Here is a 21,550-nt window from a genome sequence, read left to right as displayed (position 1 = left end):
TAAAAGCAGTGCCGTACAATAATAACGGAAAAGGAGGTTTCCAATGGAACTTTATATCATCACCGGAGCGTCAAAAGGGCTGGGTCAAGCCGTTGCATTACAGGCTTTAGAAAAGGGGCATGAAGTCCATGCCTTATCCAGAACGAAAACAGATGTCTCTCATGAAAAACTAACGCAGCATCAAATAGACCTCATCAATCTTGAAGAAGCTGAACAGCAATTTGAAACATTGCTCTCATCCATCGATCCAGATCGTTATTCTGGTATTACCCTTATCAATAACGCCGGAATGGTAACGCCGATCAAACGTGCCGGCGAAGCGTCTCTTGACGAGCTTCAGCGCCATTATCAGCTGAACCTGACTGCGCCCGTGCTTTTGAGTCAGCTGTTTACAAAACGGTTTGCTTCATACAGCGGCAAAAAGACGGTTGTCAACATTACTTCAGGAGCCGCCAAAAATCCATATAAGGGATGGAGCGCGTATTGCAGTTCAAAAGCCGGGCTCGACATGTTTACGAGGACATTCGGATTTGAACAGGAGGATGAAGAGCTGCCGGTGAACATGATTTCGTTCTCACCTGGAGTGATGGACACTGAGATGCAGGCCGTCATCCGTTCTTCATCGAAAAAGGATTTCCACCACATTGAACGATTCCGGAAATTAAATGAAACAGGAAGCCTTCGCAGTCCGGACTTTATTGCCGGCACGCTGCTTTCTTTACTAGAAAAAGGGACGGAAAACGGCCGCATTTATGATATTAAAGAGTTTTTGTAGAGCAGATATTTTCTGCTCTTTTTTTATACAAAAGGCTACAGCCAGCGCATTTTATTGAACAGCCGCATATACTGACTGAAACGTTGCTTTTAGGGTATAACAATGATGATAAGAAGATCAAAATGATGTGACATAAGAATTGAGTTTCTCTGCAAATTATGTTAGGATTCTAAAAATATCTAAAGGAGGGGTTTCCATGAGAAAGGTTACATTAATGGATGTTTTCACCCATCCAATTGCACAAAAATATCTTCAGCGTTCCGGCGTGGCACATGCGATTGCCTGCGCTTATCATGCATACAGGCTGTCTGTGAAGGCTGACATCAATCCTGATTTAGCAGCAAAAGCGGCACTGCTTCATGACATTGGCCATTATGAATGGTATACAGACGGAAAGTGGGATTATGAGAAATACAAAAGAAATGACATTCATGCCATTAAAGGGGCGGAACGGGCGCATAAACTTCTGATTCGGCTTGGCGAGGAACCGAAAGCAGCAAAAGAGATTGCACTAGCCATTTTGCTTCATACAGATTCCTATTTGCCTGAAGGCGAATTAGATAAAAACACACTGCAGCAGATTGTCAAAAAAGCGGACGAACTGGATGAAGAGCCGGGCGGCCACCATCATTACCGCCAAATTGATCCTTCAACCGCACGAAAAAAAATAGAAAAGCTGGACCAATTAATCGACCAAGCCCAGGCATCCGTGATAAAGCCTGTATAAGTACGGAACAGCGCCAGCTTTCTTCGCTGTCTCCGCTTCATCGATACTTCCTTTACACCGCTTCCAAACGTATTCTCCTAAAATCTCCGCACCCCTTTGTTTTATCAGGTAAGCCTGTGTCATTATCCATAAGCGCGGCATAAGCTGAGATAAAACACACAAAGGGGATAAAAATATGGTCAACCAAGGTAGTCCGCAACTGGTCTCTTTAGTCGATCCTTATGTCTATCAGACCATTAAAAAGCTCATCGGCTCAAGGTTCGTTATACAGACAGTACGAGATACGGTCAGAGGCAGACTGATCGATGTTAAACCTGACCATATCACAATTGAAGGAGCCCGAAATTCTGTTTGTTTGATCAGAATCCAGCACATGATTTCCGTCACCCCAGATTACAGTGAGCGGGTCTAACAGTGCTTGCGCATGAAAAATAGGCGTACACCGGGACGTCCTATTTTTCAGTTAAGCGCTGTAAAAACGCACTATGATACATTGTTCCGTCAAGGTCAAAACCGGCAAATTCCTGATAGTCACCATCTGAAAAACAGAAAGTGACGCCGTACACTGTATAGCAGGAACGGACTGAAGCATGCTGGCAGACCCGAAAATGATAACCGTCTGAATCTTTTACATATAGCCGGGATTTCCCGGCAAATGGGGCACAGAGGTGTGCTGCCTCACCAAAACATTCGAATCCGGCAATTTTGCCATCTTGGCTGATATCCAGCAGGATACAATCATTGACTTTAAGCTCCTCAGACCGTATATTCCTGTTCCTTTTCGGAGGAAGAACATAGATATAAGCCAGTTCTGAATCTGTATCGTATGTCACGGCCTTCATCACCAACACTCCTTTCATTATATTAAGAGTTCTGATATGGGTTCATTTTTGTTACAATGATGGGGTATAAGTTCTTTTATCTGACAGACAAAGAAAAACTAGGAGGAACAAAGCTTGTTGAAATCAAAAGTCCATTTTTGGACATTGCAGATTTTATTTGTTTTGCTGATTATTTATGTAGCAACAAAAGTTTCATTTGTATTTCAGCCGTTTATTGTTTTTATCTCGACATTGTTTTTCCCGATGCTAATTGCGGGAATTTTGTATTTCATATTTAATCCGGTCGTCCGCCTGCTTGAGAAAAAAATTCCGCGGACATTATCCATCCTATTGATCTATTTACTGTTTATCGGTTTGCTTGCCTTTATTTCAGCGTCAGTCGGACCTATCATCACCTCACAGGTGACAGGGCTGTTTAACAACCTTCCTGATTATATAAAACAGATTCAGGCGCTGACAAAGGATTTGTCCCATTCTCAATGGTTTACCTGGATGATGAACCAGGATTATGTATCGATATCAAAAATTGAACAGTCATTGACAAGTTTTCTCCAAAACCTGCCGCAAAATATCACGTCCAGTTTATCTGCGGTGTTTGGTGTCGTGACAAACATCACGCTTGTTATTATTACTGTTCCATTTATCCTTTTTTACATGCTGAAAGACGGACACCGCTTTCCGCATTTGGCAGTAAAAATTCTACCGGCTTCTTATCGGACAGAAGGCTTAAAGATTTTTAAAGATTTATCCGATACGCTTGCGGCATATTTCCAGGGGCAGCTGTTAATCTGTCTTTTTGTCGGAACAGCGTGTTTTATCGGCTATTTAATTGCCGGACTGCCGTATGCCCTGATTCTTGGGATTGTCATGGCGATTACCAATATCATTCCCTATGTCGGGCCTTTTCTCGGTGCCGCGCCGGCTGTCATTGTCGGTTTTATGGACTCGCCGGCCAAAGCGCTGTTTGCGATTATTGTGGTCGTCATCGTTCAGCAGCTGGACGGAAACCTGCTGTCTCCTCTTGTGATCGGAAAGCGGCTGAATACCCATCCGCTTACGATTATTTTGCTATTAATCGGAGCGGGAAGCTTCGGCGGAATTCTCGGCATGATTTTAGCGGTGCCGGTTTATGCGGTAGTGAAGGCGTTCTTCCTGAATATTGTCCGCTTGATCAAGCTGCGCCAGCGGTCACGACTCGAGGAAAACGCAAAGCCAGCTGAATAGGCGGGCACCATTAGCGGCTCTTTGCATATGATGCTGTAAATCAATGCGGAGGTGGGGAAATGCCTGCAATTGTGGGGCCGATTTATATCATGTCAGTTACGGGTAATGCCGCGGCAAGCTTTGGAGACGTATTTGCGATTTCGCCCAAAAGCGTCGCTCATTCAGGGGCGGGGTCAGGCACATTTCAGCTTGGTGATTTTGTGAAGATTAACAACCAAACGAGTAAAACTCTCTTCAAAGATGCCGATATCACTGATGAAACAGTTTCGTTTAACGGGTAACAGCCTTTTCACAAGAGGCTGTTGCTTTTTTATTGTATAATATGGGTAGTCTTTGAATAGAGAGGTCATGTTATGAAAATCAGAAAAGCAAATATCAATACGCAAACCGGAATGATCACGGACGTGTATCTGCATGAAAACAGAAAAGAACTGCGCACGCTTGTAGCGGTACCGCAGCTGGAGTGGAGCACGATCATTTCCTATGAAGAAGATAAAGCAACTCTGCCTGAACGGCTGGAAGCGTCGTTGCGCCGGCATACAGAGGAAATCCCTGCTGGTGAGCTGGCCAAAAAAATCATTCATTGGGTAACAGAAATGTAAACGGCGCTTGAAAGTTTAGCTCCTGCCTGATCAGGTGATAATGAAGACAAACAAGACGGGAGGACAGGCTTTTGAGTGAAGATAAAATGGATCTCTATTTGCAGCAAGGAATGTATGGGCCTTTGGAGACAAAGCCTGACGAGCGCCACTTGTTTTTAGGTTCTCTAAGAGAAAGAGTCGTTTTGGCACTGACGAAAGGACAGGTGCTTAGAAGCAAACCGTATAAAGAGGCGGAGCACGAGCTGAAAAACAGCCATAACGTCACCCTTTTGATTAATGGAGAGCTTCAGTATCAGTCTTACTCTCCTTATATCCAAATGGCGAACCGGTACGGAGTGCCCTTCAAGATTGTATCTGATCTTCAGTTTCATACGCCTTTAGGCATCGTCATTGCGGCTGACATCGCTGTGAATCGTGAATTGATATATATTCAGGACGACATTTATAATCGGTCAGTGCTGAAATCTTAAGAGACAAACGGACCGTTTGTCTTTTTGTTCATGGCAATTCACTTACAACTGGAGATAAGATATAATGTTCTCATACTGATGGCGGGGAGGCCGGCTATGAAAAAAGCACTTATTTGTATTGATTATACGAATGATTTTGTGGCGAGTGACGGAAAATTGACCTGCGGGGAGCCCGGCAGAATGATTGAAGAGGCGATCGTCAATTTAACTGAAGAATTCATCACAAACGGTGATTACGTCGTATTAGCAGTAGATTCTCATGATGAAGGGGATCAATATCACCCTGAAACCCGTCTTTTTCCTCCGCATAATATAAAAGGCACGGAAGGAAAAGATCTGTACGGAAAGCTTTTGCCTCTATATCAGAAACATGAACATGAGCCTAATGTTTACTACATGGAAAAAACGAGATATTCTGCTTTTGCGGGAACTGATTTAGAGCTCAAACTCAGAGAGCGGCAGATTGGCGAACTGCACCTTGCCGGTGTCTGCACAGATATTTGTGTGTTGCATACAGCTGTTGACGCATACAACAAAGGTTTTCGGATTGTTGTGCATAAACAAGCTGTCGCCAGCTTTAATCAGGAGGGGCACGCATGGGCTCTTTCCCATTTTGCAAACAGCATCGGAGCGCAAGTGGCAGAGTAAGGAAGGGGAAAAACAGTGTTAGAGTACGGATTTAAAGATGACAGCCTGTCATTACATACAGACCTTTATCAGATCAATATGGCGGAAACGTACTGGAGAGACGGCATTCATGAAAAGAAAGCGATTTTTGAGCTGTTTTTCAGAAGGCTTCCGTTTGAAAATGGCTATGCCGTATTTGCGGGCTTGGAAAAAGCCATTGAATACTTGGAAAATTTCAAGTTTACGGATAGCGATTTGAGTTATTTACAGGATGAACTCGGGTATCATGAAGATTTTATTGAATATTTGCGCGGCTTATCTTTTACAGGTTCACTTTACTCCATGAAAGAAGGAGAGCTCGTTTTTAACAATGAGCCGATTATGAGGGTGGAGGCACCCCTGGTAGAAGCGCAGCTGATTGAAACAGCTTTGCTCAACATTGTGAACTATCAAACATTAATTGCAACAAAGGCTGCCCGGATTAAAGGCGTCATTGGTGATGAAGTTGCGCTTGAATTCGGAACAAGACGGGCGCACGAAATGGATGCGGCCATGTGGGGAGCGAGAGCAGCCTTAATCGGCGGCTTTAGCGCGACAAGCAATGTAAGAGCCGGAAAGCGCTTTAACATCCCGGTTTCCGGCACACATGCGCATGCGCTTGTGCAGGCTTACCGCGATGAATATACAGCTTTCAAAAAATACGCGGAAACACATAAGGATTGCGTCTTCTTAGTTGACACGTATGACACGCTTCGTTCAGGCATGCCGAACGCGATTAGGGTTGCCAAGGAATTCGGCGACCGCATTAATTTCATTGGCATCCGTCTGGACAGCGGCGATTTGGCGTACCTGTCAAAAAAAGCCCGGAAAATGCTTGATGAAGCAGGATTTACAGATGCGAAGGTGATTGCTTCAAGCGATTTGGATGAGCACACCATTATGAATTTAAAGGCTCAGGGAGCGCGCATTGATGTCTGGGGTGTCGGTACAAAGCTGATCACTGCCTATGACCAGCCGGCTCTCGGCGCAGTTTATAAACTCGTTGCCATTGAAGAAGACGGGAAAATGGTTGACACGATCAAAATTTCGTCCAATCCTGAAAAAGTGACGACACCGGGCAGAAAGAAAGTCTACCGCATTATTAATCAGTCCAACCATCATTCTGAAGGCGACTATATTGCGCTTTATGATGAGCAGGTGAATGATCAGAAGCGGCTCAGAATGTTCCACCCGGTTCATACATTCATCAGCAAATTTGTCACGAATTTTTATGCGAAGGATCTTCATGAGCTGATTTTTGAGAAGGGTATTCTTTGCTACCAAAACCCTGAGATTTCAGACATACAGCAGTATGTGCAGGATAACCTCAGCCTGCTTTGGGAGGAATATAAGAGAATCAGCAAGCCGGAGGAATACCCGGTTGATTTAAGCGAGGACTGCTGGAGCAATAAAATGCAGCGGATCCACGAAGTGAAAAGCAGAATTGAAGAAGAGCTTGAGGAAGAATAAAGAAAAACTGGCCTTTCATTCGCGAAGGGCCAGTTTTCTTTATGTATATATTATTTTTCATGTTTAGACAATTTTCGTCAAATTATTTGATATACTTAGGGGTGAAAGCCGCGCGTATTGTAAGGGGGATAAATCAATGAGGGTGTTTGTTGCAAGACAGCCTATTTTTAATAGAAAAGAACATGTTGTTGCTTATGAACTGCTGTATAGAGAAAGCGAAGAGAACGTGTATAGCGCTAAAGACGGCGATCAGGCAACAACAGATTTGGTGATCAACAGCTTTTTAAACATCGGAATTGAGAAGCTGACGGAAGGGAAACGCTGTTTTGTTAATTTTACGGAAAGCCTGATGTTTTCGAATCTTCCTACCTCCTTCAATCCGAAACAGCTTGTCATTGAAATCCTTGAAGATATACCGATCACGCCGGCCCTCATTTCTAGATGCAAAGAATTGAAAAAAATGGGGTATATGCTGGCGCTTGATGATTTTTATGCAATAAACCCGCAAGATGAGGACTTACTGGAAAAACTCATGAGCTATATTGATATATTGAAAATTGATTTTCTCAAAACAACACGAATGGAACGCAGAACAATTTTGCAAACCTACGGCTGCCGCGGCCTGATTTTTTTAGCGGAAAAAGTAGAGACCCGAAAAGAATATAAACAGGCGGTCCAAGACGGCTTTCAATTATTCCAAGGCTACTTTTTCAGCGAGCCGCGCATCATCAGCGGGCATGACCTATCGACTCATTTCTATTCTTACTATGAACTGCTTAACGAACTGAGTAAAGAGCAGCCTAACATAAAGCGTGTGACAGAGTACATAGAGCGGGATTTATCACTGTCCTATCAAATTTTAAAATTTTTAAACTCATCCCACAGCCGTTTGAGCCAGAAAATTGAAAGCATTCAACAGGCCATTATGCTGCTGGGATTTAATGAAATCAAACGGTGGATCTATATTCTTTCCTTTAAGGATTTAAGCAGGAAAGGGCATTCCAGCAAGCACGAAATCATTAAGATTTCTTTGATAAGAGCAAAGCTTTGCGAACTGCTGGCGAGAAAGACATCCCGGCCGCAGCCTGCTTCTTATATGCTGATCGGAATGTTTTCTCTCATAGACACCCTCCTGCATAGAGAAATAGAGGAAATTGTTCAAGAATTGCCTTTAAAAGATGAAGTCGGGCAAGCATTATTAGGCCATCAAAACGACTACTACCAAATGCTTGAGCTTGTGAAATTAATTGAAAGCAACAACTGGGACACTTGCTCGGAATTAGGCAATCAACTCGACAAAGAAGAAGCGTATGAATGTTATCTTGAGGCTCTGGAATGGTGTCATAATCTTATGGACGCAAAATGATTGCGGTCCTCTGACCACCGCAAAGCAAGAATCATTCGGCTTTGCGTTCCGATAAGACTGATATAGATGCCGTCGGGATTAAAGACCGTATCCACTTCATGCCGGACGCCCATTTGTTTGATCAGGCGCTTGATGGTTTGTTTATCGGACTGCTCGGCTGCCGTCAGAATGCGGCGCGAGAGCTCCCGCGAGCCCGCAATGCGGCCGAGAACGAGCTGGGCATCCGCAAATATCCCTGCGGCCTGCCTCGCTGAACGGATAAAGGTATCAATATTGTTGGCAGGAGTGGGCGGACGGCGTACCTCATACGGATACACGTAAAACCAGGGATAACGATATCTCATGGGAGCACCTCGCAAAAAAAGGATGTTTCTATATGTATAGATCCCTAATTGCCGAATATGACAAAGCGAAAAGGCCACAACTTTAGCGTTGCGGTCTTTTTCGGTGTTTGTCGGTCAGGAAACGCCAAGAATCGCATATTCAATTTTGAAAATACGGTATGAAGGACTATAGTCTTGCTTAATGAAAATGCGAAACCCGTTAAAATCAAGGAGATTAAGAATCTTTCTCAATTTCAGCACATATAAACGCTCTTTCGCATAGAAAGATAGTCCCGTTCTTGTTGTGATTCCTTTGAGTATAAGGACCTATTGAGATTTGCGGTGTCACGCAGGACTTTTTTGCATACTTTTCGGTGAAAAATGAGCCGAAAGCAGATACACTATTAGTAACAGATCAAATACCTAGGACTCGTTCACCATACACAATTCATTGATCTTTCAAAAAAAGGAGTGTGGAAACGATGGAAAAGAAACTTGAAGAAGTAAAACAATTGTTATTCCGACTCGAACTTGATATTAAAGAAACGACAGATTCATTACGAAACATTAACAAAAGCATTGATCAACTCGATAAATACAATTATGCAATGAAAATTTCGTGAAAAAGACTTGGAAACAAGTCTTTTTTTTCGTTCTACCGATACAATAAATGGATAAAGTATTATATGATTGTTAAAAAACGAAAAACCTGCTGTCCTTTAAATGTCCCATTTAGTAAAATGGAATGGGAGGGGGGAAGTCGTTATTGAGCAGATATGTTTAGATTCTGTCCGGATCAAGGAGAAAATGAAGGAGATTGTAGATGAAAATATTTTAAATGAGGACTTAAAAGTGAAGCTCATTTCTTTTATCGAAGAAAAAAAACAATTTTCATTTGCAGAACTGGCTTATTACCATTACATAGCATTTGATGGAAAAAACGACAAAGCAATTGAGTTATTGGCGTCAGGTATAGAACTTTTAATTTTATCTGCGGACATTTTTGACGATATTGAGGATAAGGACAATCTTCAGGCTTCTTGGATGAAATTAGATCCTTCTATAGCAACTAACGCAGCTACCGCACTTTATACATTAAGTCTGCAGGTAATAGGTTCAGTCTCAAATCATCCAAAACTTTTAAGCCTTACTTTGCAATATTCACTCCAATCTTTACAAGGACAACATGTAGATTTGAATTTAACAGCCTCATCAGAATCAGAGTATATTGAAATGATTAAACTTAAGTCGGGTTCTCTGGTAACATTGCCCAGTATTCTTGGTGTATATCTGGCAACTGGAGAATGTAATGAAACAGTTGAGGAGTATTCACGTTATTTAGGTGTAGTCGAGCAAATTGCAAATGATCACTATGGACTTTATTACCCTAACAATAATGACTTCAAAACTAGACATACGCTTGCCTTCAATTATCTTAAAAATAAATTTAACCAATCATCAATTGACTTATTAAATTTTTATGCGCAAGAAAATCATATGATAAATAATTTGGAAGATTTGAAGGGAAAGTTAAGAGAATCAGGTGTAATACAATATTTGAATGTTATAAAAAATTTAGCAGTGGAAAATTTTAAGGAATCATTCAAAAAACTGAGATTAGATGAACAAAGAAAAAATAAATTACTTATTCAATTATTAAGGGGGATTTAATTTGAAACATATTGATAAAATCATTAGCCATCTAGTAAACAACCCGGAAGCGTTTGATCAATTTAAGAATGGGAACTTAACCTTGCTAAATATAAATGAAAAAGAAAAGAAAGCAATATTATACGCGTTTGAACAAGGAGAGGTGCCAAGAACAAGCAAGTGGCCTCCAATAGAAGCTATTAGTAATTTTTTTGAGGATGATAAAAGAAAAAGTTTGATTTAATTACGGGATGATGTGATGTACAGATATATTAACGTCTATAAATATTTGTCTCTAGTTTTTATCATTTTAAGTTTTATTTATGTTATATACCTCTCGTATAGCTTTGCTTTTAACATCTTCGTAGGTGCGGATGTAAAGATAAATGAACAGGGTAAGTTAGAGGTCACTAATGTTTTAGATTATACAGATGAATATTATTCAGGTGTGAAAAAGGGAGATATCATTCTTGAAGTAAATGGGGAGAAAGGCAGTGATATTCAATTAAAAAGTGGAAGATTGGTCAATGTAGAAAGTTTAATTGTTGAGAGAGATAATAAATCATTTCATTTACAAAATGTAAGCCTAATCAGTGAAGAAAATTTATTTATGTATCTCATTCCTGTAATATCTTATTCAATCTGTTTATTTTGTATATTTTTTATTTATAGAATAAATAAAGTAAGAAAATCAACTTCTGCTTATATTTTAATATTATTTTTGTTATTTGTATCAGTAGCGTATGTAAGTGCATGCGGGGCAAGAAGAGGTGAAGAGATAAGCACTTACCTGCTTGTTCTTACTTTAGTCAGCTGTCCGGTGTTATATATTCATTTTATATATAAATACTTTATAGAATTAGGAACAAAGTTATTCGAAAAGAAGATTTTAATCATTATGTATATGCTCCCGCTAATAAATCTTTTATTAGAGGACGTTCTGAGTAATAGATTAAAATCTTCGGCTTTTTTGTCTAATCTGAATTTGATTTCATTTTTTGTCCTAGTTCTTACTGTATCGATTCTTATCCATAAAGGGATAAGAAAATTTAAACAAAAAGAGCAAAAGTCAATTTTGAAAGTCCTTGCTTATACAAATATCTTTTCTTTCAGTCCGTTTATTGTCTTTTTTGCTGTTCCATATGTGTTTTTGGAGAAGTATGTCTCACCTTTTAGTTTGGCTGCTTTTACACTTGTTATACCTTTTTCTTTAGTATATCAATTTATGACTAATAGACTTTATAATATCGACTTTGTTGTGGGGCGGCTTAAGTACTACGGTTTTTTAGCCATTACACCTACTATTATCGTAGTGACCATCTTTAATTACATTCAGCAACCAAAGGATATCTTTTATTTAGTTAAACTAACAATTGCAATATATGTGCTTATGTTTGCCGTTTTTTACTTTAAAGAGATTATTGACTTTCGTTTCAAGTTAAAAAGATTTACTGAAAAATTTAATTATCAAGATGGGATTTTTAAATTTACTCAATTAATAAAGCAAGCATCATCAGTAGATCAAGTACTTAATCACTTTAAGAATACAATCTTAGATGTATTAAATATAGATAATGCTTGTGTGTATGATAATTCAAAAGGAGAAATTACTCTCCTTAGCAAGAATAACTTTAAAGATCTCACTTATAAAAATCATGAGCAATATGTGAAAAATTTTACTGGTGATATCGGCAAAATTAAAGAGTTTAAACAAGGTTTTATTATTAAAATAGGTGAACGAGGAGACAAATCATTTTTAGTACTCTGTTTCTCAAGTTATAATACTTTTAAATTAACAAGAGATGAAATTGCATGGCTTCAAACATTAGCGTTTTATACAAATGTTTCATTGGAAAACGTGATGAAAATAGAGGAATTGATGGTGCATCTTGAGGATTTAAAACAACAAGAATCCAACCCCGTATGGCTCAAAAAACTTATGTATACGATCGAGGAAAAACAACGCTCTGATCTCGCCCGCGATCTCCACGATTCGGTTCTTCAGGATTTGATTTCCTTAAAACGCCAGTGTGAGCTGTTTTTGGGTGATTTTAAGAAGGGTGATAATCCGTGCCGTGAAGAGGTGCAGGACAAGCTTGTACAGATGAATGAGCAGATGTCTGATGTGATTTCGATGACGAGGGAGACGTGTCATGAGCTGCGGCCGCAGCTTCTGTATGATCTTGGATTAGTGAAGGCGCTGTCGAAGCTGGTGGCGCAGCAGCAGGAGCGGGTTCCGTTTCACATTCGTTTAAATACCGGGAGATTTACGGCTTCCCTTGATCTGGATTCGCAGCTGAATTTGTACCGGATCATTCAAGAGTTTCTGTCTAATGCGGTCAAGCACTCTCAGGCGACGGATGTGCTGATTATGCTCATCAGTATTCAAAACAAAATCGTTCTTCATTATGAGGACGATGGCGTTGGGTTTGATCAGGAAAAGAATACTGAGCATTCCATGAGCATGGGGCTTTCTGGCATTAAGGAGAGAGTCAGGGCTTTAGATGGGCGCCTTCGGATTGAAACAAGTGAAGGAAAGGGCTTTAAGGCTGATATTGAAATCGAATTGTAATGGATTTATAACGGAAACGACTTGGCACAGGCCAAGTCTTTTTTATAAAATGGAAAAGAGTGAGTAAAAGGGAGGAAAACATGAAAAAGATACTAGTGATTGATGACCATCCGGCTGTCATGGAAGGCACCAAGACAATTTTGGAAACGGATTCGAATTTGTCTGTTGATTGTCTCAGTCCTGAACCGAGCGAACAGTTTATCAAGCAGCATGATTTCTCGTCATATGATCTCATTTTAATGGATCTGAATTTAGGCGGCGAGGTCAATGGGATGGAGCTTTCTAAACAGATTTTACAAGAGAATCCTCATTGTAAAATTATCGTGTATACCGGTTATGAGGTCGAGGATTATTTCGAGGAAGCGATTCGTGCGGGTCTGCACGGTGCCATCAGCAAAACGGAATCTAAAGAAAAGATCACCCAATACATATACCACGTACTCAACGGAGAAATTTTAGTTGATTTTGCTTACTTTAAACAGCTGATGACTCAGCAAAAAACAAAGCCGGCTCCTTCCTCTCAAAAAGAACAAGATGTGCTCACACCTAGAGAATGCCTGATTCTTCAAGAAGTTGAAAAGGGATTTACAAACCAAGAAATCGCAGATGCCCTTCATTTAAGCAAGCGGTCCATTGAATACAGCTTGACATCGATTTTCAATAAGCTGAATGTCGGTTCACGGACGGAAGCGGTTTTGATTGCGAAATCAGACGGTGTACTTTAAATGTTGGGGGTGTAGATGATGGATACGAAACACACATTGCTTGAAGCGCTTGGTATAGAGATTGTTGAAAACACAGCGGAACGATGCGTTGCGGTCATGCCGGTGGATCATCGGACAGTTCAGCCATTCGGATATTTGCATGGGGGCGCTTCAGTGGCCCTGGCGGAAACAGCAGCGAGCGCAGGTGCACAGAACTTGATTGATCATTCAACACAGGCTTGTGTCGGCTTGGAGATTAACGCCAACCATTTAAAATCTGTAAAGGAAGGAACGGTAAAGGCGGTAGCCGAGCCCGTTCATATCGGCAGAACGACGATTGTCTATCACATTCACATATATGACGAGCAAGAGAGGCTGATCTGTATATCCAGGTGCACGCTGGCTGTCATCAAGAAATAAAAAAACAGCCGGAACTCTGCCTGTCCGGCTGCTTATTTTTATAAATAAGAATCCTCTTTTCGTTTAATCACAAAGTTTCTGATTCCGTTATAGTCATCCTGTACGCTTCTCTCATCAAGCTTGACGCCGGAGTTATACGCAGCACGGCAGATCAAGTGCCCGCCGATCGGCGACGTAATAAAGATAAAGAGAATCCCAAGCAGGATTTTAGCGGAGAGCTCCCCCGTCACAAACCACAAATAGAAGAAGACACCGAGCAGAATCATATTGACACCTAATGTTGAGCCTTTAGAAGCAGCATGAGCGCGTGTAAACACATCGGGAAGGCGAAGTACGCCAAATGACGCAATGAGGCATATAAGAGCACCCAGCAAAATGAATACAGCCACAACAACCTTAGCGATTTCGATCATTTTCGATAATCTCTCCTTTCTCCAGGAACTTGGAAAATGCGATCGTTCCGATAAACGATAAAATCCCCAGCAACAAAATAATATCCAAAAACGCACTTGTTTTCAGCAAAATGGAGACAAGCGCCGTGATTGCGATCAGATTGATGCCGATTGCATCCAGAGCCACGACCCGGTCAGGCACAGTCGGACCTTTAATGACACGAATGACATACAAAAAGGTAGACACTGCCATAATGCCGAGCGCGATTTGCAGGATCAGCGTAAACATCACCGGCTCACCTCCTGTATGGCTTTTTCAAATGACTCCCGAATGTCAAAAATCGCTTTTTCCGCATCCTCGATATCCATTGCATGAATATAAAGTATTGTTCTGTCATCTGAAATATCCATCACCAAGGTTCCCGGCGTTAATGTAATGAGCAGAGAAAGCAGGGTGATTTCCCAGTCCTTCGTCAGTTCAGTTTTAAAAGCAAAAATGCCCGGTCTGATATTCAGTTTTGGAGATAAGACTGATTTCATAACACTGACATTGGCAAGGTACAGTTCCTTTATAAAAATGAAACAGAGCTTGATGATAGAAATCAATTTCCATAGATAAAACTGGCGAGTGAAAAAGCGCCGGAAGAAAAAGAGAGAGAGCATGCCCAGAATATAGCCTGTAATGAATCCTGCGGCGCTTGGACTGTTGCTTAAGAACATCCAGCAAAAAGCGAGAAACACATTTAATAAAATTTGAAATGCCATGCGATCTACTCCTTCAGAACAGCTTCGATATATTTTTCCGGATTCAGCAGCGTCTCGGCCGCTTGATCAACGTAAGGCGACACCCATTCTGTACCCAACCCGAAGAGAAGAGACAGCAAGAGAAAAATAGCTGCCGGATAAAGAAGTCCTTTAGCTGTTCGATGATTTGGTTTTGGCGTTTCTTTTTCTTCGCCCCAAAACGCATGTATAAAGACCCTCAGCACAGAGTACAGTACGAGCAGACTCGAAAGCAGAATCAGCATGGATATCGTAAATTCACCTTCTGCGAAGCCGCCCTCCGCAATTTTAAATTTGCCGACAAATCCGCTCAGTGGCGGAATGCCTGCAAGAGAAATAGCGGAAATGAAAAACATCCATCCAAGAACAGGATAGCGTTTGATCAGCCCGCCCATTTTATGCAGGCTCGCGGTTCCAGTCAATGCGATCAGCGTACCTGCCAGCATAAACAAAGCGCCCTTAATCAGCATATCGTGAATTAGATAGTAGATCGCGCCCTGAATGGATGCGGGGGTGTGTACTGCCACACCGAACAAAATCACGCCGACAGCGGTAATAATGTTATAGATCACAATTTTCATGACATTCGAATAAGCGAGTGAACCGATCACACCGAAAATCACAGTCAGCGCCGCCAGCCAAATCATCAGCTGATGGGTAAAGGCAGTATCGTGAATAAAAATCAATGTGAAAACCCTCGTAATCGCATATAACCCGACTTTTGTCAGCAAAGCGCCGAACAACGCGGAGATTGCCGCCGGTGGCGCGTAATAAGAGCCTGGAAGCCAAAAGTAGAGGGGGAAGATTCCGCCCTTCATGCCAAATACCAAAAGCAGCAGGACACCAATCACAGTGATCAGCCCGGTTTGTCCTGTTTCGCTGATTTTCACGCTAAGATCCGCCATGTTTAACGTGCCGGTTACAGCGTATAAAAAGCCGACCCCTATGACAAACAGGGCAGACGACACGATATTAAACACAATATATTTAAGGGATTCCCGCAGCTGAATTTTTGTGCCGCCTAATACAATCAGCATATAGGAAGCAATAAGCAGAAGCTCAAAAAATACGTACATATTAAATAAATCGCCTGTTAAAAACGCTCCGCTGACGCCGGCAAGCAAGAACTGAACGCCGGAGTAGTAAAAGGAGCGCTCCCGTTTTTCACCGACAGAACGGAAGGAATAAAGCCCAACCAATAAACCGATGACCGCTGTTGTGAGAACGAGAAGGCTGGCGAATTGGTCTGCGGCAAGCACAATGCCGTACGGCGCTTTCCATCCGCCTAGGCTGAGTGTCTGGATGCCTTTTGTGAAGACAGTCTGTACAAGTATGCCGCTAATCACAATCCCGATGGCCGATGCCGCCGTGCTGAAGATTCTCATGAGCATAAGATTCTTCGTCATGAAAATCAGAAGAATAGCCGACAAAAGCGGGATCAGGATTGGCAAAATAACAAAATTATTCATGTTGATCATTTCCCCTCATTTGATCCATATCGTCCGATTTCAATTCCTGATAAGCGCGAAAGGCCATGACGAGGATGAATGACGTAACGCCAAAAGAAATGACAATTGCGGTCAAAATCAGGGCTTGCGGAAGCGGATCGACAAATGATTTGGCATGCTCGCTCAAAATCGGAGCGGCGCCTTTCTTTAATCCTCCCATAGTCAAAAGCATTAAATGAACGCCATGGCTTAACAGTGCTGTTCCGATAATGACGCGAAGCAGGCTTTTAGACAGCAGCAAATATGTGGCAGCCATAAAAATAATACCGGCTAATACAGCCATTAAGATTTCCATTATTCTTCCTCTCCAATCGTTTGAATAATGGTCATCGTTATGCCTACGACAACAAGATAAACGCCTAAATCAAATATCGTCGCTGTGGCGAGCTCCGTTTTCCCAAGGATCGGCAGCTGAAAGTATCCGAATGTGTGGGTTAAAAAAGGAGCCCCGAAGACAAAGGAGCCAACGCCTGTTAATACAGCGAGCAGAAGGCCGGCTCCCGCGACATAAATGAAATTGACCGGCAAAAGGGAACGCACGGTTTTTAAATCATACGCCAAGAGCAAGAGAACGATGGAAGAGGACGTGATCAGTCCGCCGACAAAGCCTCCTCCGGGCGCGTTATGCCCTGATAAAAATAAATAGAAAGAGAAAAGCAAAATGATAAAGGATACAAGCTTTGTCGCAGTTTGAAGAATCAAGTCATTTGTTTTTTGTTCATTCACCGCTTTTCCCCTCCTCTTTTACTTTTGTTTTAATCATGCTGTAAATGCCGAGAGCGGCTATCGTTAATACCGTAATCTCAAACATTGTATCAAATCCCCTGAAATCAACGAGAATGACATTGACGACATTATCCCCTCCGCCGAGATCGTGGCTGTGTTTGACAAAGAAGGACGCAATGCTGTCTTTTGTCCGCTGGCTTGAGGATGCGATGCCGAGCAGAGTAACGATAACACCGACGCCTAAAGAAATGATAAAATTCGTCATCCGGAACGTTCTCGTTTTTGTTTTCAGCCTCAGTTTCGGCAAATGGTAGAAGCAAAGCAGAAACAGTGCCACAGAAATCGTTTCAATGACGAGCTGAGTCAATGCCAAGTCCGGCGCTCTGAAAATGACAAAAAACAATGCAAGCGTATAACCGACAACGCCGAGTGCAATGATCGCCGTCAGTCTTGACCTAGCAAAAACAGTCGCCACTGTGGCGCTGATCATGACAAGCATCAAAATGATTTCGTATACACCGATTTTAGCCATGCCTTCCGTTTTAAATGAAAATCCGCCTTTAATGGCAAAAGCTCCGCCTATCAGAATGATGAAACCAGCGAAGATATACAGCAAATAATCTCTTAAAAACCCGGTCATATATTGTTTTGTGATCCGGTAAGAGCCTTTCTCCATCAGAGTCAAAAGCTTATCGTATAACCGGTTGAGTGTGAGTTTCGAAGGAAACAGTTTATAGATTCCCTTCCACTTATTCAGCGACAAATAACCAATTGTTCCGATCACAACAATACCCGCAGTCATGAGCAATTCCGTTGTAACCCCATGCCACTGTGAAATGTGAACGTGGAATTTCTCATGGCCGGCAAGCAGTGTCGGATAGATTGAGTTCATCGCAGGCTCTATCAGGCTGTACGACAATATATTCGGGAAAAAGAAGAGACTGACAGCCAAAGCGACAAGAATGACCGGTGGTACGAGCATGCCGACAGGCGCTTCGTGAGCCTGTTTTTCAAGCTGTTCAGGCTGGTAATTTCCTCTGAATGTTTTAAACAGCAATTTCATGCTGTAGATAAACGTAAATACACTTCCGATCCAGGCGAAAAGAGGGAACAGAACGCCCCATGTCTGCACGTTGAACAGGTCAAAATGTGTCACGCGAAGCATGCTTGTGAAAAACATTTCTTTACTCAAAAATCCGTTAAACGGCGGTAAGCCGGCCATTGAAAATGTCCCGATTAAGGAAATGGTAAATGTAATCGGCATAATCGCCATCAGGCCGCCTAGCTTCCGGATATCCCGTGTGCCTGTTTCGTGATCGATAATCCCGACTGCCATAAACAAGCTTCCTTTAAAGGTTGCGTGGTTGATTAAATGGAAAATGGCAGCCATAGCGGCAACTGTATAATATTCTGTATGGCCGTAATGAAGGGCCGCAGCACTGACTCCGAGCATGGAGATGATCATGCCGAGCTGGCTGACGGTTGAAAACGCCAAAATCGATTTTAAATCAGTTTGTTTCACGGCATGGAATGAACCCCAAACCATCGTAAAGAGGCCAACGAGGGACACGATCCAAAACCACTGAGCTGAAAAGGCGAAAATAGGACTGAATCTCGCAATCACATAAATGCCGGCTTTTACCATAGTAGCTGAATGGAGATAAGCGCTGACAGGCGTCGGAGCTTCCATCGCGTCAGGGAGCCAGATGTAAAAAGGAAATTGCGCTGATTTCGTAAAAGCCCCTAATAAAATGAGAATCATAGCCGGGATAAACAATTCGTGGCCGGCAATTAATTGAACCTGATGAACCATCTCTCTAATACTGAAGGAATCCGTTATCAAATAAAGGAGAATAAATCCGCCGAGCATGCACAGCCCGCCGCTGACCGTAATCAAAAGTGATTTGGCTGCGCCATAGCGCGACTTTTCCCGCTTATACCAATAGCCGATCAGCAAAAAGGATGAAAGGCTTGTAAGCTCCCAGAACATGTAGAGAACCATGACATTGTCTACTAGAACGACGCCGAGCATGGCGCCCATGAACATCAATAAGTAGACATAAAAGGGCCCAAGCTGTTCTTTTTCTTTCGATAAATAAAAAATGCTGTAAAGAGTGACCAAAGAGCCAATGCCTGTGATCAGTAAAGCGAATAATAACCCGAGGCCGTCTATATAAACGGTAAAGTTAATGCCGAGTGACGGAATCCACTCTAATACCGATCGAAGTGTTTCTCCAGATTGTGTCATCCTGATCATTGGGAGAAAGTATATAAACAGCAAGACGGGCAGGATCAACACAAACCAGCCCGTATGCACTCTTTTTGCGTATTTTGCCAAGAAGGGAATGATAAAAGCAAATAAAAAAGGCGATAAAATAGCAAGATGTAAGAGCTGCAAAGATAAGACCTCCTTTTCTCGTTCTCAATTGAAAAATGCGCTATGTATGAAATATACGGTCAAACGACCTAGTCCAAATTATATCGCACTTTTCTGCAAGCTGCCACGCTTCGAACTGCTGTAATGGGTTTTATGAGTTCTTTTGACCTCGAAATAAGTTTAACAAAAAAGAGGTTATTTGTATATTTAAAATCAATCCTGATCAAGCTGAAGGAAAGGAGCTGGTCATGTGAAAAGAAAAGTCGTGATGTGCTCAGGTTTATTCTGCTCAGTATTTGCAGGGACATTCATGTTGAATCAATATGACGGGCGCAGCGGTGTGGCGGCTAGTGATGAGTGGGAGCTGTATTTACTGGAGCACCACCTGTCAGCCAGAATGAGTGAGACGGAATCAAAGGATCTGCCGTTTGGTCCCCGAGAGTATATTCGGATTGTGAATAAATAAAAAAAGAGTTCCGCATAAAACGGAACTCTTTCTGTTTATGAAGTGAAAAAACGAAGCAAAACTGTCGCGCAAATAACTGTGCCTGCACCGCCGAGACGGGTTGAAATTTGGGCAAACGGCATAAGGCCCATTCTTCCTGATGCTGATAAAATGGCAACATCACCCGTTCCGCCGAGGCCGCTGTGGCAGCAGGTAACGATTGCGGATTCAACCGGATACATGTTCATCAGCTTGCCTACAAAATATCCAGAACCAATCATCGCGATAACAACTGAAATACAAATGATGACAAACGGAATAGAAATCACAGACGCTACGTCATCCAACGGAATAAAGAGGATGCCGAGACCGACCATCAGCGGCCATGTAAAGCTTGAAGAAATAAACTTATAAAGCTGGTAAGCGCCTTCTTCCATTTTTTTCGGGAGAATATTTGCATACTTGACAGCCGCAGCTGAAATAATCATTAAGATCGCGCCCGGGATGAAGATGAATTTCTCCAATAACCCGCCAAAAATAAAGAATGTACACGCGAGCAGAACTCCTGCTCCCATTAATTTGAAATCAATTTTTGCTTCGGCTTCTTTTTGATTGAAAATCTCATTTGCTTTTTTAGATTTTACGAGACGTCCGTTCCCGTTTAGATCTGGACGCTTATCGCCAAGCTTTTTCATTAAGGCTGCACATATGATAGCAAAAACATTTCCTATAATTGCGGCTGGAACCAGCTGAGACACAAATACATCAGCAGATGAGCCCAGTATTTGTGAGTAGGCGATTGAAAGCGGCAAAATTCCTTCGCCTATTCCCCCGGCAATAATCGGGACAACAACAAAGAAAAAGGAATCATAGGCACTATAGCCAAAAATAAATCCGACAAGGATGCCGGCTGCAACGGCCGCGATCGTTCCTGCAACCAGTGGAACGAACATTCTGATAAACCCCTGTATTAAAACAATTCTGTTCATACCGAGGATACTTCCCACAACAAGGCAAGCGATATAGAAATAAAGGAAGTTAGACGTTTTCATCAAGTTGGTTACAGCGTCTAAAGATGTTGAATTCAGTACATTGTAAAAGACTAAAAATGAAGGAACAAACAAAGATAAAATAGCAGGGCCGCCAATATCCTTCAATATCGGTATGCGTTGGCCTATGTCTCCGAGAAACACACCAAGAATCATAATGATGGCAAACCCGCCAAGCATATTTGCCGGCAGCTCATTGTAATAGGCTGCAAGAATAATAATAACAGCTAATACTGTGTATAAAGGCAAAGGAATCACACCGATTTCCCAAGACCAAATTTTTTGAAACAGGTTTTTCTCCTGTGAGTCTTTTTGCTCAGGTGAAATTGTCCCCGTTTTTGGAATTGCTCCCATGTCATACACCCCCATGTATTGTTTGTTACAGTCTACAAGAAAGCGTTAACACTTCATATTTTTTTAAGTTAAAAAACTAATAAACAATTAAATTAAGAGGGTCTT

28 protein-coding genes are annotated in these 21,550 nt (G+C 42.0%); 17 read left to right on the top strand and 11 right to left on the bottom strand.

Annotated features, from left to right (window positions below; translation table 11 throughout):
• The first annotated feature begins 43 nt into the window (after positions 1-43).
• The 3 genes from NSQ83_RS16840 to NSQ83_RS16830 all read left to right on the top strand — a co-directional run bounded on the left by NSQ83_RS16840 (position 44) and on the right by NSQ83_RS16830 (position 1,914).
• Positions 44-775: a (S)-benzoin forming benzil reductase gene (locus tag NSQ83_RS16840; RefSeq protein WP_122894659.1), complete on the top strand. Its 732-nt coding sequence runs from the start codon at positions 44-46 to the stop codon at positions 773-775.
• Between the two features lie 196 nt (positions 776-971).
• The gene (locus tag NSQ83_RS16835; RefSeq protein ID WP_003244444.1) at positions 972-1,502 is read left to right on the top strand and encodes an HD domain-containing protein; all 531 of its coding nucleotides are present in this window, start codon (positions 972-974) and stop codon (positions 1,500-1,502) included.
• 175 nt (positions 1,503-1,677) lie between these two features.
• Positions 1,678-1,914, top strand: coding sequence for a YuzF family protein (locus NSQ83_RS16830; RefSeq protein WP_003220677.1), 237 nt, complete (start codon positions 1,678-1,680; stop codon positions 1,912-1,914).
• Positions 1,915-1,954: 40 nt separating this feature from the next.
• Here the strand turns inward: NSQ83_RS16830 and NSQ83_RS16825 are convergent, their stop codons facing one another.
• Positions 1,955-2,344, bottom strand: coding sequence for a DUF2283 domain-containing protein (locus tag NSQ83_RS16825; protein WP_032722441.1), 390 nt, complete (start codon positions 2,342-2,344; stop codon positions 1,955-1,957).
• Positions 2,345-2,458: 114 nt separating this feature from the next.
• On the opposite strand from NSQ83_RS16825, the gene NSQ83_RS16820 reads away from it, so the two are divergent.
• The 7 genes from NSQ83_RS16820 to pdeH all read left to right on the top strand — a co-directional run bounded on the left by NSQ83_RS16820 (position 2,459) and on the right by pdeH (position 8,142).
• Complete coding sequence (locus NSQ83_RS16820) at positions 2,459-3,568, top strand: AI-2E family transporter (RefSeq protein WP_015483636.1); 1,110 nt, start codon at positions 2,459-2,461, stop codon at positions 3,566-3,568.
• A gap of 59 nt (positions 3,569-3,627) precedes the next feature.
• Positions 3,628-3,849 (top strand): spore germination protein, encoded by a 222-nt coding sequence (locus tag NSQ83_RS16815; RefSeq protein ID WP_014477839.1) that lies wholly within the window; start codon positions 3,628-3,630, stop codon positions 3,847-3,849.
• Between the two features lie 72 nt (positions 3,850-3,921).
• Positions 3,922-4,170, top strand: coding sequence for a YueH family protein (locus NSQ83_RS16810; RefSeq protein WP_021480501.1), 249 nt, complete (start codon positions 3,922-3,924; stop codon positions 4,168-4,170).
• A gap of 71 nt (positions 4,171-4,241) precedes the next feature.
• Positions 4,242-4,640: a YueI family protein gene (locus NSQ83_RS16805; RefSeq protein ID WP_015251331.1), complete on the top strand. Its 399-nt coding sequence runs from the start codon at positions 4,242-4,244 to the stop codon at positions 4,638-4,640.
• 96 nt (positions 4,641-4,736) lie between these two features.
• A complete protein-coding gene (locus NSQ83_RS16800; RefSeq protein WP_014477836.1) occupies positions 4,737-5,288 on the top strand; it encodes an isochorismatase family cysteine hydrolase in 552 nt (183 codons plus the stop codon).
• A 15-nt stretch (positions 5,289-5,303) separates the two neighbouring features.
• The gene (locus NSQ83_RS16795; protein ID WP_003228788.1) at positions 5,304-6,776 is read left to right on the top strand and encodes a nicotinate phosphoribosyltransferase; all 1,473 of its coding nucleotides are present in this window, start codon (positions 5,304-5,306) and stop codon (positions 6,774-6,776) included.
• A gap of 136 nt (positions 6,777-6,912) precedes the next feature.
• Positions 6,913-8,142 (top strand): cyclic di-GMP phosphodiesterase, encoded by a 1,230-nt coding sequence (gene pdeH / locus NSQ83_RS16790; protein ID WP_339238693.1) that lies wholly within the window; start codon positions 6,913-6,915, stop codon positions 8,140-8,142.
• Here pdeH and NSQ83_RS16785 read toward each other — a convergent pair.
• Positions 8,118-8,486, bottom strand: a complete 369-nt coding sequence (locus tag NSQ83_RS16785) for a hypothetical protein (RefSeq protein WP_038427878.1) — start codon at positions 8,484-8,486, stop codon at positions 8,118-8,120. The two genes, pdeH and NSQ83_RS16785, sit on opposite strands and share 25 nt — an antisense overlap.
• 114 nt (positions 8,487-8,600) lie before the next feature.
• Complete coding sequence (locus tag NSQ83_RS16780; protein ID WP_121549029.1) at positions 8,601-8,726, bottom strand: hypothetical protein; 126 nt, start codon at positions 8,724-8,726, stop codon at positions 8,601-8,603.
• A gap of 221 nt (positions 8,727-8,947) precedes the next feature.
• Here NSQ83_RS16780 and degQ point away from each other — a divergent pair, with 221 nt between their 5' ends.
• The 6 genes from degQ to NSQ83_RS16750 all read left to right on the top strand — a co-directional run bounded on the left by degQ (position 8,948) and on the right by NSQ83_RS16750 (position 13,811).
• A complete protein-coding gene (gene degQ / locus NSQ83_RS16775; protein ID WP_003220708.1) occupies positions 8,948-9,088 on the top strand; it encodes a degradation enzyme regulation protein DegQ in 141 nt (46 codons plus the stop codon).
• Between the two features lie 184 nt (positions 9,089-9,272).
• Complete coding sequence (locus NSQ83_RS16770) at positions 9,273-10,136, top strand: polyprenyl synthetase family protein (RefSeq protein WP_043858576.1); 864 nt, start codon at positions 9,273-9,275, stop codon at positions 10,134-10,136.
• A 1-nt stretch (position 10,137) separates the two neighbouring features.
• Positions 10,138-10,359: a competence pheromone ComX gene (comX, locus tag NSQ83_RS16765; RefSeq protein WP_014480704.1), complete on the top strand. Its 222-nt coding sequence runs from the start codon at positions 10,138-10,140 to the stop codon at positions 10,357-10,359.
• 15 nt (positions 10,360-10,374) lie between these two features.
• Positions 10,375-12,687, top strand: coding sequence for a histidine kinase (locus tag NSQ83_RS16760; RefSeq protein WP_077671126.1), 2,313 nt, complete (start codon positions 10,375-10,377; stop codon positions 12,685-12,687).
• An 80-nt stretch (positions 12,688-12,767) separates the two neighbouring features.
• Positions 12,768-13,412 (top strand): two-component system response regulator ComA, encoded by a 645-nt coding sequence (gene comA / locus NSQ83_RS16755; RefSeq protein ID WP_003220716.1) that lies wholly within the window; start codon positions 12,768-12,770, stop codon positions 13,410-13,412.
• Positions 13,413-13,430: 18 nt separating this feature from the next.
• Entirely contained in the window at positions 13,431-13,811 is a 381-nt protein-coding gene (locus NSQ83_RS16750) for a hotdog fold thioesterase (protein ID WP_014477831.1), read from the top strand.
• Positions 13,812-13,849: 38 nt separating this feature from the next.
• Here the strand turns inward: NSQ83_RS16750 and mnhG are convergent, their stop codons facing one another.
• The 7 genes from mnhG to NSQ83_RS16715 are packed head-to-tail and all read right to left on the bottom strand — an operon-like array spanning position 13,850 to position 19,618.
• On the bottom strand, positions 13,850-14,224 hold the full coding sequence (gene mnhG / locus NSQ83_RS16745; protein ID WP_015714623.1) for a monovalent cation/H(+) antiporter subunit G: 375 nt from the start codon (positions 14,222-14,224) through the stop codon (positions 13,850-13,852).
• Positions 14,208-14,492, bottom strand: coding sequence for a Na(+)/H(+) antiporter subunit F1 (locus tag NSQ83_RS16740; protein WP_003228814.1), 285 nt, complete (start codon positions 14,490-14,492; stop codon positions 14,208-14,210). Before NSQ83_RS16740 ends, mnhG begins: the two co-directional genes overlap by 17 nt.
• Positions 14,492-14,968, bottom strand: coding sequence for a Na+/H+ antiporter subunit E (locus NSQ83_RS16735; protein WP_003228815.1), 477 nt, complete (start codon positions 14,966-14,968; stop codon positions 14,492-14,494). The genes NSQ83_RS16740 and NSQ83_RS16735 overlap by 1 nt, the downstream gene beginning before the upstream one ends.
• 5 nt (positions 14,969-14,973) lie before the next feature.
• A complete protein-coding gene (locus NSQ83_RS16730) occupies positions 14,974-16,455 on the bottom strand; it encodes a Na+/H+ antiporter subunit D (RefSeq protein ID WP_204551362.1) in 1,482 nt (493 codons plus the stop codon).
• On the bottom strand, positions 16,448-16,789 hold the full coding sequence (locus tag NSQ83_RS16725; RefSeq protein ID WP_003220730.1) for a Na(+)/H(+) antiporter subunit C: 342 nt from the start codon (positions 16,787-16,789) through the stop codon (positions 16,448-16,450). Before NSQ83_RS16725 ends, NSQ83_RS16730 begins: the two co-directional genes overlap by 8 nt.
• Positions 16,789-17,220 carry a Na(+)/H(+) antiporter subunit B gene (locus NSQ83_RS16720; RefSeq protein ID WP_003228819.1) on the bottom strand — a complete coding sequence of 144 codons (432 nt, stop codon included), beginning with the start codon at positions 17,218-17,220 and terminating at the stop codon, positions 16,789-16,791. The genes NSQ83_RS16725 and NSQ83_RS16720 overlap by 1 nt, the downstream gene beginning before the upstream one ends.
• Complete coding sequence (locus tag NSQ83_RS16715; RefSeq protein ID WP_339238686.1) at positions 17,213-19,618, bottom strand: Na+/H+ antiporter subunit A; 2,406 nt, start codon at positions 19,616-19,618, stop codon at positions 17,213-17,215. Before NSQ83_RS16715 ends, NSQ83_RS16720 begins: the two co-directional genes overlap by 8 nt.
• A 229-nt stretch (positions 19,619-19,847) precedes the next feature.
• On the opposite strand from NSQ83_RS16715, the gene NSQ83_RS16710 reads away from it, so the two are divergent.
• Positions 19,848-20,063, top strand: coding sequence for a hypothetical protein (locus tag NSQ83_RS16710; RefSeq protein ID WP_088467365.1), 216 nt, complete (start codon positions 19,848-19,850; stop codon positions 20,061-20,063).
• Positions 20,064-20,098: 35 nt separating this feature from the next.
• Here the strand turns inward: NSQ83_RS16710 and maeN are convergent, their stop codons facing one another.
• Positions 20,099-21,445 (bottom strand): sodium/malate symporter MaeN, encoded by a 1,347-nt coding sequence (gene maeN / locus NSQ83_RS16705; RefSeq protein WP_003244241.1) that lies wholly within the window; start codon positions 21,443-21,445, stop codon positions 20,099-20,101.
• Positions 21,446-21,550 lie beyond the last annotated feature (105 nt).

The sequence above is a fragment of the Bacillus sp. PS217 genome, assembly GCF_037963535.1.
Taxonomy (GTDB): domain Bacteria; phylum Bacillota; class Bacilli; order Bacillales; family Bacillaceae; genus Bacillus; species Bacillus subtilis.
The sequence above is the reverse complement of the archived record's forward strand: the minus strand, read 5'-3'. Positions and strand labels throughout refer to the sequence as shown.

Excerpts from the sequence above, each read along its gene's own strand:
- NSQ83_RS16840 (WP_122894659.1), top strand. The coding sequence starts at position 44 with ATGGAACTTTATATCATCACCGGAGCGTCAAAAGGGCTGGGTCAAGCC.
- NSQ83_RS16835 (WP_003244444.1), top strand. The coding sequence starts at position 972 with ATGAGAAAGGTTACATTAATGGATGTTTTCACCCATCCAATTGCACAA.
- NSQ83_RS16830 (WP_003220677.1), top strand. The coding sequence starts at position 1,678 with ATGGTCAACCAAGGTAGTCCGCAACTGGTCTCTTTAGTCGATCCTTAT.
- NSQ83_RS16825 (WP_032722441.1), bottom strand. The coding sequence starts at position 2,344 with ATGAAGGCCGTGACATACGATACAGATTCAGAACTGGCTTATATCTAT.
- NSQ83_RS16815 (WP_014477839.1), top strand. The coding sequence starts at position 3,628 with ATGCCTGCAATTGTGGGGCCGATTTATATCATGTCAGTTACGGGTAAT.
- NSQ83_RS16810 (WP_021480501.1), top strand. The coding sequence starts at position 3,922 with ATGAAAATCAGAAAAGCAAATATCAATACGCAAACCGGAATGATCACG.
- NSQ83_RS16800 (WP_014477836.1), top strand. The coding sequence starts at position 4,737 with ATGAAAAAAGCACTTATTTGTATTGATTATACGAATGATTTTGTGGCG.
- pdeH (WP_339238693.1), top strand. The coding sequence starts at position 6,913 with ATGAGGGTGTTTGTTGCAAGACAGCCTATTTTTAATAGAAAAGAACAT.
- NSQ83_RS16785 (WP_038427878.1), bottom strand. The coding sequence starts at position 8,486 with ATGAGATATCGTTATCCCTGGTTTTACGTGTATCCGTATGAGGTACGC.
- degQ (WP_003220708.1), top strand. The coding sequence starts at position 8,948 with ATGGAAAAGAAACTTGAAGAAGTAAAACAATTGTTATTCCGACTCGAA.
- NSQ83_RS16770 (WP_043858576.1), top strand. The coding sequence starts at position 9,273 with ATGAAGGAGATTGTAGATGAAAATATTTTAAATGAGGACTTAAAAGTG.
- NSQ83_RS16760 (WP_077671126.1), top strand. The coding sequence starts at position 10,375 with ATGTACAGATATATTAACGTCTATAAATATTTGTCTCTAGTTTTTATC.
- comA (WP_003220716.1), top strand. The coding sequence starts at position 12,768 with ATGAAAAAGATACTAGTGATTGATGACCATCCGGCTGTCATGGAAGGC.
- NSQ83_RS16750 (WP_014477831.1), top strand. The coding sequence starts at position 13,431 with ATGGATACGAAACACACATTGCTTGAAGCGCTTGGTATAGAGATTGTT.
- mnhG (WP_015714623.1), bottom strand. The coding sequence starts at position 14,224 with ATGATCGAAATCGCTAAGGTTGTTGTGGCTGTATTCATTTTGCTGGGT.
- NSQ83_RS16740 (WP_003228814.1), bottom strand. The coding sequence starts at position 14,492 with ATGTTTACGCTGATCCTGCAAATCGCGCTCGGCATTATGGCAGTGTCT.
- NSQ83_RS16735 (WP_003228815.1), bottom strand. The coding sequence starts at position 14,968 with ATGGCATTTCAAATTTTATTAAATGTGTTTCTCGCTTTTTGCTGGATG.
- NSQ83_RS16730 (WP_204551362.1), bottom strand. The coding sequence starts at position 16,455 with ATGAATAATTTTGTTATTTTGCCAATCCTGATCCCGCTTTTGTCGGCT.
- NSQ83_RS16725 (WP_003220730.1), bottom strand. The coding sequence starts at position 16,789 with ATGGAAATCTTAATGGCTGTATTAGCCGGTATTATTTTTATGGCTGCC.
- maeN (WP_003244241.1), bottom strand. The coding sequence starts at position 21,445 with ATGGGAGCAATTCCAAAAACGGGGACAATTTCACCTGAGCAAAAAGAC.